This is a genomic window from Pseudomonas sp. WS 5503, from assembly GCF_012985385.1.
GTDB lineage: Bacteria > Pseudomonadota > Gammaproteobacteria > Pseudomonadales > Pseudomonadaceae > Aquipseudomonas > Aquipseudomonas paracarnis.
In genome coordinates this window covers 45,267-57,412 of sequence record NZ_JAAQWI010000004.1, presented here as the reverse complement: position 1 = coordinate 57,412, position 12,146 = coordinate 45,267, and the positions used below count along the sequence as shown (strand labels likewise).

Sequence of the window (12,146 nt, the reverse complement as noted above, 5' to 3'; positions counted from 1 at the left end):
GGGGACGTGCTGATGCTGCATAACTCCATTCTCGACGTCATCGGCCAAACGCCGATCGTGCGTCTGGCCCAGTTTTCCGAAGACCTCGGCATCGAGGTCTACGCCAAGCTGGAGTCCCTCAACCCCGGCGGCAGCCACAAGGCGCGCATCGCCCTGGGCATGATCCTGGATGCCGAGCGCCGCGGCGTGCTGATCCGTGATTCCGGGCAGACCATCATCGAACCCAGTGGCGGCAACACCGGCATTGGCCTGGCGATGGCCGGCAATGTGCTGGGCTACAAAGTAGTGCTGGTGATCCCTGACAACTACAGCCCGGAAAAACAGAAACTGCTGCGTCTGTATGGCGCCAGGGTAGTGCTGTCCGACAGTCGCCTGGGCAATAACTCCCACGGCGAAAAGTGCATGGAGCTGCAGTTGGAGAACCCCAACTATGTGATGCTCAACCAGCAACGCAATGGCGCCAACCCCCAAACCCACCGCGACACCACCGCCCCGGAAATCCTTCGCGCCTTCGGTGAACAGCGCGTGGACTACTTCGTCAGCGGCATTGGCACCGGTGGACACATCACCGGTATCGGCGAAACCCTCAAGGCCGCCTGGCCGGCGCTGCGGGTGATGGGTGTAGAACCGGAAGAGTGCGACCTGCTCAAAGACCAACACGCAGCGCACGGGATCCAGGGCCTGTCGATTGGCCTGATCCCCAGCATCCTCAACCTGGACGTGATCGACGGCATGCTCAAGGTGTCGCACGCCGATTGCCTGGACATGATCAAACGCATCATGCGCACCGATGCCATCAGCCTCGGGCTGTCTTCGGCCGCCAACATGGTTGCCATCGCCCAACTCGCCCCCGAACTGCCGCCTGAAACGGTGGTGTTGACCATGGTCTACGACAATGCCGACAGCTACCTGCCCAGTTTCGAATAACGGGGCTTCCAACCATTCAATGTACGGGGGTGTCTCCATGGGGGGCTTTATCGACATGCAACAGCTGCACGATGAGTTGCTCACCCACCTCATCACCACCCTGACGCCCAGACAGATGAAGCAGCTGGAGCCGCACCTGGCACCGTTGATCCAGACCGCCGCCCAGGCGGTGGCCGAGGACCTGATTGCCTATGCCTATCGCGACCCCGCGTCCCGTGGGCGCGGTGAGTTGATCCTGGAATCCTACGCCTCGTTCAAGGCCGTGCTGTTCTACCGCCTTGCGCACCTGGTGTGGCATTTCCAGGCCGCTGACCACGGCGATTTTTCGCGCATGGCCCTCAAACTGAGTAACCAGGGCAAGATTCTCTCCGGCGCCGAGATTCACCCGGCAGCGCGCATCGGCCGGCGCTTTGTGCTGGACCATGGCTACGGCACGGTCATCGGCGAGACCTGCGTGATCGGCAACGACTGCTACATCCTCTGCGGCGTGACCCTGGGTGCGCGCGGTATTGCCAACAACCCGGACGGCAAACGCCACCCGCGCCTGGGCAACAACGTCGAAGTCGGCGCCGGCGCCCGGGTGCTGGGCTATGTTTCGATCGGCGATAACGTGTTTATCAGCCCCTCCTGCGTGATTACCCAGGACGTGCCGGCAGGCACCAAGGTCAAGGTGGTCAACCAGATCCAACTGCAGAAAAACGATGAATCGGACCACAGCAACTACCTCGGCGCCTTTGCCCTGGATGAGCGCTTGCACGTGGTGGGCGAAGTGAGTGCCGGCCACAAGGTCACCGTGCTGGACGCCGACTTTCATCCGCTGCAAGGGCTGATGCTCGAACCCACGGTGAAAGAGCGGCACCACCTGCAGTTTCGCCTGCGTCGCCTCGACAACGACGAGCAACTGCCACGCCTGCCGCTGAACCTGAAGGTGTGCGGGCCGGAATTTGAAATCACCCTGCTCTCTCCCCCTGGCTTGAGCGCACTGGTGCGCCACCTCTTGCAAGCCACCCCATTGATCGTCGGAGGTTGAACATGTCCGTGCATACCATGGAAACCCTGGCGCTGTTTGACAGCGCGCCCTACCAGAACGCCTTCAGCGCCCGGGTGATTGCCGTCAGCGAACAAGGTATCGCCCTGGAGCACACCCTGTTCTACCCCACCGGCGGTGGGCAACCAGGCGATACCGGCCACTTCACCCTGGCCGATGGCACACGGGTCGAGGTGACAGGCACCGTGCGCGATCCGGTGTTGCGCTCGATCATCTGGCACCAGGTGGATCACTGCCCCGAACAGTTGGCCGCTGGCGTCCAGGTCGACGCCGGGCTGGATTGGGAGCGGCGCTACCAGCACATGAAGATGCACACTTGCCTGCACTTGCTGTGCTCCCTCATCGACGCGCCCGTGACCGGTTGCAGCATCAGTGCGGATAAAGGCCGACTGGATTTCGACCTGCCGGAGATGACCCTGGACAAAGACGGCCTCACCCGTGACCTCAACGCCCTGATCGAGCAGGCCCACGCGGTGAAAACGCTGTCGATGCCTGCCACCGAGTACGCGACCCTGCTGCAGATCACCCGCACTCAGGCGGTTGCGCCGCCGGTGGTCTCCGGTTCGGTACGGGTGATTGAAATCCCCGGCATCGATATCCAGCCCTGCGGCGGTACCCATGTGCTCAATACCGAGGAAATCGGTCGGGTGTTCTGCGAGAAGATCGAGAAAAAGAGCAAGCACAACCGCCGGGTGATACTGCGGTTTGGACACGCTTGAGCCTGCGTCATTGCCTCTGTAGGAGCGAGCTTGCTCGCGAAAAACCCATAGGCGCCGCGCTTACTCAGGAAGCACGCGGCATCGTTGACGTTTTTCGCGAGCAAGCTCGCTCCTACAGTGACTGTGCTGTTTTTCAGATAGTGAGCAGGTCCATGAAACGGTTGACTGGAGTAGCCTCAAGCCGTGCCTGATCCTTGCACAACGCAAAGATTTCGGCGCTGCGTTGCGCGGTGAACCGCGTGGCCAGGTTGGCCTTGAACTTGTCTTCCAGCAGTGGAATGCCGTCCACCCGACGGCGGCGATGGCCAATCGGGTACTCCACCACCACCTGCTCGGTGCAGGTGCCATCCGTGAAAAACACCTGCACCGCATTGGCAATGGAGCGCTTGTCGGCCTCCAGGTATTCGCGGCTGTAGCGCGGGTCTTCGACGATGACCATCTTGTCGCGCAGCTGATCAATGATCGGGTGGGCCGCGTGGAAATCATCTTCATACTGCTCGGCCACCAGATTGCCGAACGCCAAGGGCACGGCGGTCATGTATTGCAGGCAGTGGTCGCGATCAGCGGCGTTGGCCAATGGGCCGACCTTGGAAATAATGCGAATCGCCGACTCGTGGGTAGTGATCACGATGCGGTCGATTTCATGCAGGCGATGCTTGACCTGCGGGTGCAGGGCGACTGCCGCTTCACAGGCGGTTTGCGCGTGAAACTCGGCCGGAAAGCTGATCTTGAACAGCACGTTTTCCATCACATAGGTGCCGTAGGCTTGGGGCAGGCTGAAAGCTCGCTTGTCCTCGGGCTTGAGCGCCAGGTCCTTGTTGGTGTGGCTGAACAGCACGTCATAGAAGCCCCACTGCGGCGCACTCAACACGCCGGGGATGCCCATTTCGCCACGCAGGGCGATGTCTGCCAGGCGCACGCCGCGGCTCGACGCATCGCCCGCCGCCCAGGATTTGCGCGAGCCGGCATTCGGTGCATGACGATAGGTGCGCAGCGCCTGGCCATCGACAAAAGCGTGGGACAACGCCGATAGCAACTGCTCGCGGTTGGCGCCCATCAGCTTGGCGGTGACCGCCGTGGTAGCGACTTTCACCAGCAACACATGGTCGAGGCCTACCCGGTTGAAGGAGTTTTCCAAGGCAATCACGCCTTGGATTTCGTGAGCCATGATCATCGCTTCCAGCACTGCACGCACGGTCAGCGGCGCGTCGCCATTGGCCAGGCGCTTTTGCGACAGGTGATCGGCCACGGCGAGGATGCCGCCAAGATTGTCTGAAGGGTGGCCCCATTCGGCGGCAAGCCAGGTGTCGTTGTAGTCGAGCCAGCGCACGATGCAACCGATATCCCAGGCGGCCTTGACCGGGTCCAGGCGAAACGAAGTGCCCGGCACCCGTGCACCGAACGGCACCACGGTACCCTCGACCATCGGCCCCAGGTGCTTGGTGCACTCGGGGAAGCGCAGGGCCAGCAGGCCACAGCCGAGGGTGTCCATCAGGCAGTTGCGGGCGGTGTCCAGGGCGTCCTGGGAGTCGATTCGGTAGTTGAGGACGTAGTCGGCGATGCCCTGCAAAACCGGGTCGTAGTCGGGGCGGTTGTTCTGGTCGACGTTGGCGCTCATGGCAGTTCTCCTAAAAGGTGGGGTTGTTCCTCAAGGTCAAGGTTGATTTGATCGTTCCCACGCTCCGCGTGGGAATGCATCCCGTGACGCTCTGCGTCACAGCAGGACGCAGAGCGTCCCAGGCAGCGTTCCCAAGCGGAGCGTGGGAACGATCAAGCTAAAAGGCGTCGCCGGGGATGCGCACGTAGCCTTCCATCAACACCCGCGCACTGCGGCTCATAATGGCTTTTTTCACCACCCATTCACCGTCCACCTGGCTGGCCTCGGCCCCCACACGCAAGGTGCCGGACGGGTGCCCGAAGCGCACGGCATTGCGCTCTACGCCGCCCGCCGCCAGGTTGACCAAGGTGCCGGAAATCGCCGCGGCGGTGCCAATCGCCACCGCCGCGGTGCCCATCATCGCGTGGTGCAGTTTGCCCATCGACAAGGCGCGCACCAGCAGGTCCACATCGCCGGCCTGGATCGCCTTGCCGCTGGAGGCCACGTAATCGGCAGGTTTGGCCACGAATGCCACCTTGGGCGTGTGCTGGCGCTGGGCGGCTTCGTCCAGGTGTTGGATCAGGCCCATGCGCAACGCGCCATACGCCCGCACGGTCTCGAACATCGCCAGGGCCTTGGGGTCGCTGTTGATCGCGCCTTGCAGCTCGGTACCGGTGTAGCCCAGGTCTTGGGCGTTGATGAAAATCGTCGGGATACCGGCGTTGATCAACGTGGCCTTGAAGGTACCGACGCCGGGTACCTCCAGGTCGTCGACGAGGTTACCGGTGGGGAACATCGAACCACCACCGCCCTCTTCTTCCGCCGCCGGGTCCATGAATTCCAACTGCACTTCGGCGGCCGGGAAGGTCACGCCGTCCAGTTCAAAGTCGCCGGTTTCCTGCACCGCGCCGTCAGTGATCGGCACGTGCGCGATGATGGTCTTGCCGATATTGGCCTGCCACACCCGCACCACGGCCACGCCGTTATGGGGCACGCGGGCCGCATCGACCAGGCCGGCACTGATGGCGAACGAACCCACCGCTGCCGACAGGTTGCCGCAGTTGCCGCTCCAATCGACAAATGGCTTGTCGATGGAGACCTGGCCAAACAGGTAATCCACGTCGTGATCGGCGCGGCTGCTTTTGGCCAGGATCACGGTCTTGCTGGTGCTCGACGTAGCCCCACCCATGCCGTCGATCTGCTTGTCATAGGGGTCGGGGCTGCCGATCACCCGCAGCAACAAGGCGTCGCGTGCAGGGCCCGGCACCTGCGCCGCTGCGGGCAGGTCCTGGAGGCTGAAGAACACGCCCTTGCTGGTGCCGCCACGCATGTAGGTGGCGGGGATCTTGATTTGCGCTACGTGTGCCATGGTTATCCTCTTCAGGCGGTCGCCTTTGATTCCAGGAAGTCCTGGGCGAAACGTTGCAACACGCCACCGGCCTCGTAGATCGACACTTCTTCGGCGGTGTCCAGGCGGCAGGTCACTGGCACCTCGACACGTTCGCCATTCTTGCGGTTGATCACCAAGGTCAGTTGCGCACGCGGGGTGCGCTCGCCGACCACGTCATAGGTTTCACTGCCGTCGATTTGCAGGGTGTGGCGGTCGGTGCCTGGCAGGAACTCCAGGGGCAACACGCCCATGCCCACCAGGTTGGTGCGGTGGATGCGCTCGAAGCCTTCGGCGGCAATCGCTTCCACACCGGCCAGGCGTACGCCCTTGGCCGCCCAGTCACGGGACGAGCCCTGGCCATAGTCGGCGCCCGCGATGATGATCAACGGCTGTTTGCGTTCCATGTAGGTTTCAATCGCTTCCCACATCCGCGTGACCTTGCCTTCCGGCTCGATACGCGCAAGAGAGCCCTGCTTGACCTTGCCGTTTTCCTGCACCATTTCGTTGAACAGTTTCGGGTTGGCGAAGGTGGCGCGCTGCGCCGTCAAATGGTCGCCCCTGTGGGTCGCGTAGGAGTTGAAGTCGACTTCCGGCAAGCCCATTTTCGCCAGGTATTCACCGGCGGCGCTGTCCGGCATGATCGCGTTGGACGGCGACAAGTGGTCAGTGGTGATGTTATCCGGCAGCACCGCCAATGGGCGCATGCCCTTGAGCGGCCGTGCACCGGCCAGCGCGCCTTCCCAATATGGCGGGCGGCGGATATAGGTGCTTTGTGGGCGCCAGTCGTACAGCGGCGTGACCTTGGGGCCGGTGTCTTCGTGGATGGCGAACATCGGGATATACACCGCACGGAATTGCTCGGGTTTCACCGAAGCCTTGACCACCGCGTCGATCTCTTCATCGCTCGGCCAGATGTCTTGCAGGCGGATTTCCTTGCCGTCGGCGTCCAGGCCGAGCACGTCCTTTTCGATGTCGAAACGGATGGTACCGGCAATCGCATAGGCCACCACCAGCGGCGGCGACGCCAGGAACGCTTGCTTGGCGTAAGGGTGAATGCGCCCGTCAAAGTTGCGGTTACCCGACAACACTGCGGTGGCGTACAGGTCGCGGTCGATGATCTCTTGCTGGATCACCGGGTCGAGCGCGCCGGACATGCCGTTGCAGGTGGTGCAGGCAAAGGCCACCACGCCAAAGCCGAGTTTTTCCAGTTCATGGCCCAGTCCGGCTTCTTCCAGGTACATGGCCACGGTTTTCGAGCCCGGCGCCAGGGACGACTTGACCCACGGCTTGCGGGTCAGCCCAAGCTTGTTGGCGTTGCGTGCCAACAGGCCGGCGGCGATCACGTTGCGCGGGTTGCTGGTGTTGGTGCAACTGGTGATGGCGGCGATGATCACTGCGCCGTCGGGCATTTGCCCCGGCACGTCATCCCATTGGCCGGCAATGCCTTTTGACGCCAGGTCGCGGGTGGCCAGGCGGGCATGGGGGTTGCTCGGGCCGGCCATGTTGCGCACGACGCTGGAGAGGTCGAAGCTCAGGCTGCGCTCGTACTGCGCGCCTTTCAGGTCGTCTGCCCACAGGCCAGTGTGGCGTGCATATTGCTCGACCAGGGCGACTTGTTCGTCTTCGCGACCGGTGAGTTTGAGGTAGGCAATGGTTTGCGCGTCGATGTAGAACATCGCGGCGGTGGCGCCGTACTCCGGGGCCATGTTGGAGATGGTGGCACGGTCACCCAAGGTCAGTGCCGAAGCCCCTTCGCCGAAGAACTCCAGCCAGGCGCCGACCACCTTTTGCTGGCGCAGGAATTCGGTGAGCGCCAGCACCATATCGGTGGCGGTGATGCCCGGTTGCAGCTTGCCGGTCAATTCCACGCCAACGCTTTCCGGCAGGCGCATCCACGACGCGCGGCCGAGCATCACGCTCTCGGCTTCCAGGCCACCGACGCCGATGGCGATCACACCCAGGGCGTCTACGTGAGGCGTATGGCTGTCGGTGCCGACACAGGTATCCGGGAAGGCCACACCGTCACGCACTTGAATCACCGGGGACATTTTCTCCAGATTGATCTGGTGCATGATGCCGTTGCCCGGCGGGATCACATCAACGTTCTTGAAGGCCTTTTTGGTCCACTCGATGAAGTGGAAACGGTCTTCGTTGCGACGGTCTTCAATGGCGCGGTTTTTTTCGAAGGCTTGCGGGTCAAAACCACCGGCCTCGACGGCCAGGGAGTGGTCGACGATCAGTTGGGTGGGCACCACCGGGTTGACCTGCGCCGGGTCGCCGCCTTGCTGGGCGATGGCATCGCGCAGGCCGGCGAGGTCGACAAGAGCGGTCTGGCCGAGGATGTCATGGCACACCACGCGGGCCGGGAACCACGGGAAGTCGAGGTCGCGCTTGCGCTCGATCAGTTGGCTCAGGGACGCGTCGAGGGTGGCCGGGTCGCAACGGCGCACCAGGTTCTCGGCGAGCACGCGCGAGGTGTAGGGCAGCGTGGCGTAGGCGCCGGGGGTGATTGCCTCAACAGCCGCACGGGCGTCGAAGAAATCCAGGCGGCTGCCGGGGAGCGGTTTGCGAAATTCAGTGTTCATCGTCAGGACTCGGTCACGGTAAGTTCGAAAGGTGAGCTGTCGACACTGGCTTTGTTTCCTGTGGGAGCTGGCTTGCCTGCGATGGCATCACCTCGGTGTACCTGTCACACCACAGTGATGCCATCGCAGGCAAGCCAGCTCCCACAAACAAGCACATGAGCCAGCGGCCACAGCCCATCCCATTCAGCGACGTTCGATTGGCACGAACTTGCGCTGCTCAACGCCGGTGTACTCGGCGCTTGGACGGATGATGCGGTTGTTGGCGCGCTGCTCGAACACATGCGCAGCCCAGCCGGTCAGGCGCGAGCATACGAAGATCGGCGTGAACAACTTGGTCGGGATGCCCATGAAGTGGTACGCCGAGGCATGGTAGAAATCGGCGTTGGGAAACAGCTTCTTCTGTTCCCACATGGTCTTGTCGATGGCTTCGGAGACCGGGAACAACACGGTGTCGCCCACTTCGTCAGCGAGTTTTTTCGACCAGCCCTTGATCACCTCATTGCGCGGATCGCTGTCTTTATAGATCGCGTGGCCAAAGCCCATGATCTTGTCTTTGCGCGCCAACATGCCAAGGGTGCCTTCAACCGCTTCCGGGGCCGAGGAGAAACGCTCGATCATTTCCATCGCCGCTTCGTTGGCACCGCCGTGCAGCGGGCCGCGCAGGGAGCCGATGGCAGCGGTGACGCAGGAATACAGGTCGGACAACGTCGATGCACACACCCGTGCGGTGAAGGTCGAAGCGTTGAATTCGTGTTCAGCGTAGAGGATCAGCGACACGTTCATCACTTTGACGTGCAGTTCGCTCGGTTTCTTGCCATGCAGCAGGTGCAGGAAGTGGCCACCGATGCTCGGCTCGTCGGTCACGCAGTCGATGCGCTGGCCGTCGTGGCTGAAGCGATACCAGTAGCACATGATCGCCGGGAACGCGGCGAGCAGGCGGTCGGTGACATCGCGCTGCACGCTGAAATCTTTCTCCGGCTCGATATTGCCCAGGAACGAGCACCCGGTGCGCATCACGTCCATCGGATGGGCGTCGGCGGGGATGCGTTCGAGCACTTCTTTCAGGGCCTGGGGCAAGTCACGCAGTTTGCTCAGCTTGTTGCTGTACGCGGCCAGTTCTGCCTGGGTTGGCAATTCACCGTACAGCAGCAGGTAGGCGACTTCTTCAAACTGGGCGTCAGCGGCCAGTTCGCGTACGTCGTAGCCACGGTAGGTCAGGCCGGCGCCGGCCTGGCCCACGGTGGACAGTGCAGTCTGCCCGGCGACCTGGCCACGCAGACCAGCACCACTCAATACTTTTGCTTCAGCCATGGTTCTTCTCCAATTTTGTAATTATTCAGGGAGCCGTCCAGCTCACACCCTGTAGGAGCGAGCTTGCTCGCGAAAAACGCAAGGGCATCGCGTTTCTCCAGGTTTCTCGCGTTATCGTTGGCGATCTTCGCGAGCAAGCTCGCTCCTACAGTGCAATTACTTTTTCGCGGCGAACAGCGCGTCGAGCTTCTGCTCGAAGGTGTGGTAGTCGATGCGATCATAAAGCTCCATGCGCGTTTGCATGGTGTCGATCACGTTCTGCTGGGTACCGTCGCGACGAATCGCGGTGTAGACATTCTCGGCGGCCTTGTTCATGGCACGGAAGGCCGAGAGCGGGTACAGCACAATGGAAACATCCGCAGATTTCAACTGTTCGGTGGTGTACAGCGGTGTCGCGCCGAACTCGGTGATGTTCGCCAGGATCGGCGCCTTCACGCGGGAGGCGAACAGCTTGTACATCTCCAGTTCGGTGATGGCTTCCGGAAACACCATGTCGGCACCGGCCTCGATGCACGCGGCTGCACGCTCCAGGGCGGACTCCAGGCCCTCGACTGCCAGGGCGTCGGTGCGCGCCATGATCACGAAGCTGTCATCGGTACGCGCATCCACGGCGGCCTTGATGCGGTCGACCATTTCCTGCTGGGACACGATTTCTTTGTTGGGGCGATGACCGCAGCGCTTGGCGCCCACCTGGTCTTCGATATGGATGGCGGCGGCACCGAACTTGATCATCGACTTGACGGTACGCGCCACGTTGAACGCCGAGGAGCCGAAACCGGTGTCCACGTCCACCAGCAGCGGCAGGTCGCACACGTCGGTAATGCGGCGCACGTCGGTGAGCACGTCATCCAGGCCGGTGATACCCAGGTCCGGCACGCCGAGGGAGCCGGCGGCTACACCGCCACCTGACAGATAAATCGCCTTGAAGCCGGCGCGCTTGGCCAACAGCGCATGGTTGGCGTTGATGGCGCCCACCACTTGCAAGGGCTGTTCACTGGCGACGGCGTCACGGAAACGCTGGCCGGGAGTGCTGTTGTTTTTGGAACTCATGACTCACCTCGTGATGAAGGCGCACCGTCCGGGAAGTGACGGGCAATGTTGCGTTTGGAGGCGCCGATATGCCGGCGCATCAACAGTTCGGCCAGTTCACCGTCGCGATCGGCAATCGCGTCCAGAATGCGGTGATGCTCGGCAAAGGCCTGGCGTGGACGATTGGGGGTGGCGGAGAACTGGATGCGGTACATGCGCACCAGTTGATACAGCTCGCCGCAGAGCATTTGGGTGAGGGTGCGGTTACCGGCACCTTGAATGATGCGGTAGTGAAAATCGAAGTCGCCTTCCTGCTGGTAATAGCCGACACCGGCCTGGAACGCCGCATCCCGTTCGTGGGTGTGCAACACCTGGCGCAGCTCCTCGATCTCTGCGTCAGTCATGCGCTCGGCGGCCAGGCGACAGGCCATGCCTTCCAGGGACTCGCGAATCTCATACAGTTCGACCAGCTCGGCATGACTCAAAGACACCACGCGTGCGCCGACATGAGGCACCCGCACCAGCAGGCGCTGACCTTCCAGGCGATGGATCGCTTCGCGCAGCGGGCCGCGACTGATGCCGTAGGTGCGCGCCAGCTCCGGCTCGGAAATCTTGCTGCCGGGGGCGATTTCGCCTTTGACGATGGCGGCCTGGATACGCCGGAAGACGTTCTCCGACATGGTCTGGGAATCGTCTGGTGCCACCGATGGTTTTTCCAGTTGCTCCAGCATATTGTCGACACCTTTAAAATCAATGCCGCAAAAACTAGCCAATAAGCCTCTCACAGTCAAAGAATAAATACACATTGTCGACAATCGTCTAATAACCCCCTCATTCGCTTGCCAAGGCATGGCCGCCTGCCAGCGCTGGCGCCAAAAAAGCATCATGTTAGAATGCCCGCCGCTTTTGCCTGACATCAAATGATGAAAGGGCGCACCCGAGATTGCGCAGCAATGCCAGTCCCCATGAAATGAACAGTGCACTGCCCTGCCTCAGGATTTATGAGACTCAAGCCTTACCTACTAGTGATGTGCCTGCTGTGCATACCGAGCCTTGGCGCTGGCGCCGAGAAGACCGTGTACGGCCTGAATGAATACGCCAAGCTTGCGGGTATCGACCTGGAAGTGGCGGCCAAACTCGACACCGGCGCCAAGACCGCCTCGTTGAGTGCCCGCGATATCAAGCGCTTCAAGCGCAATGGCGAATCCTGGGTACGCTTCTACCTGGCCATCGACACCGCCCATTCCCACCCCATCGAACTGCCCCTGGCGCGTGTCAGCAAGATCAAGCGCCGCGCCGGCGACTACGACCCCGATGAGGACAAGAACTACACCGCCCGCCCAGTGATTGCGCTGGATATCTGCATGGGCAGTGCTTTACGCAGCATCGAAGTGAACTTGACTGACCGCAGCGCATTCCAATACCCGCTGCTGATTGGCTCCGAAGCCTTGAAACGCTTTGATGCGCTGGTCGACCCCAGTCTTAAATATGCAGCAGGCAAACCCGCCTGCGCCGCCGACGCTTAATACCGCCGAGTAAA

At 61.9% G+C, this 12,146-nt stretch carries 10 protein-coding genes and 1 pseudogene; 4 read left to right on the top strand and 7 right to left on the bottom strand.

Annotation, left to right across the window (positions count from 1 at the left end):
- Positions 1-12 precede the first annotated feature (12 nt).
- Genes HBO10_RS12155 through HBO10_RS12145 form a run of 3 tightly spaced genes read left to right on the top strand, consistent with a single transcriptional unit; the run spans position 13 to position 2,694 of the window.
- Positions 13-927, top strand: coding sequence for a cysteine synthase family protein (locus tag HBO10_RS12155; RefSeq protein ID WP_034128415.1), 915 nt, complete (start codon positions 13-15; stop codon positions 925-927).
- Positions 928-964: 37 nt separating this feature from the next.
- Positions 965-1,957 (top strand): serine O-acetyltransferase, encoded by a 993-nt coding sequence (locus tag HBO10_RS12150; RefSeq protein ID WP_034128354.1) that lies wholly within the window; start codon positions 965-967, stop codon positions 1,955-1,957.
- A gap of 2 nt (positions 1,958-1,959) precedes the next feature.
- Entirely contained in the window at positions 1,960-2,694 is a 735-nt protein-coding gene (locus HBO10_RS12145) for an alanyl-tRNA editing protein (protein ID WP_034128353.1), read from the top strand.
- Positions 2,695-2,827: 133 nt separating this feature from the next.
- Here HBO10_RS12145 and prpD read toward each other — a convergent pair whose 3' ends face one another.
- From prpD to HBO10_RS12110, 7 genes and pseudogenes are all read right to left on the bottom strand, one after another.
- Complete coding sequence (gene prpD, locus HBO10_RS12140; protein ID WP_034128352.1) at positions 2,828-4,312, bottom strand: 2-methylcitrate dehydratase; 1,485 nt, start codon at positions 4,310-4,312, stop codon at positions 2,828-2,830.
- Positions 4,313-4,469: 157 nt separating this feature from the next.
- Positions 4,470-5,660, bottom strand: a complete 1,191-nt coding sequence (gene prpF / locus HBO10_RS12135; RefSeq protein ID WP_034128351.1) for a 2-methylaconitate cis-trans isomerase PrpF — start codon at positions 5,658-5,660, stop codon at positions 4,470-4,472.
- Between the two features lie 11 nt (positions 5,661-5,671).
- Positions 5,672-8,266, bottom strand: a complete 2,595-nt coding sequence (acnD, locus tag HBO10_RS12130; RefSeq protein ID WP_034128350.1) for a Fe/S-dependent 2-methylisocitrate dehydratase AcnD — start codon at positions 8,264-8,266, stop codon at positions 5,672-5,674.
- Between the two features lie 183 nt (positions 8,267-8,449).
- On the bottom strand, positions 8,450-9,577 hold the full coding sequence (prpC, locus tag HBO10_RS12125; RefSeq protein WP_034128349.1) for a 2-methylcitrate synthase: 1,128 nt from the start codon (positions 9,575-9,577) through the stop codon (positions 8,450-8,452).
- Between the two features lie 50 nt (positions 9,578-9,627).
- A pseudogene (locus HBO10_RS12120) lies at positions 9,628-9,714 on the bottom strand (outer membrane lipoprotein carrier protein LolA); the annotation flags it as partial.
- A gap of 19 nt (positions 9,715-9,733) precedes the next feature.
- Positions 9,734-10,627, bottom strand: a complete 894-nt coding sequence (prpB, locus tag HBO10_RS12115) for a methylisocitrate lyase (protein ID WP_034128348.1) — start codon at positions 10,625-10,627, stop codon at positions 9,734-9,736.
- Positions 10,624-11,337 (bottom strand): GntR family transcriptional regulator, encoded by a 714-nt coding sequence (locus tag HBO10_RS12110; RefSeq protein ID WP_014719500.1) that lies wholly within the window; start codon positions 11,335-11,337, stop codon positions 10,624-10,626. Before HBO10_RS12110 ends, prpB begins: the two co-directional genes overlap by 4 nt.
- A 270-nt stretch (positions 11,338-11,607) precedes the next feature.
- Between HBO10_RS12110 and HBO10_RS12105 the strand changes: the two genes are divergently transcribed.
- Complete coding sequence (locus tag HBO10_RS12105; protein WP_014719501.1) at positions 11,608-12,132, top strand: ATP-dependent zinc protease; 525 nt, start codon at positions 11,608-11,610, stop codon at positions 12,130-12,132.
- Positions 12,133-12,146: the final 14 nt, after the last annotated feature.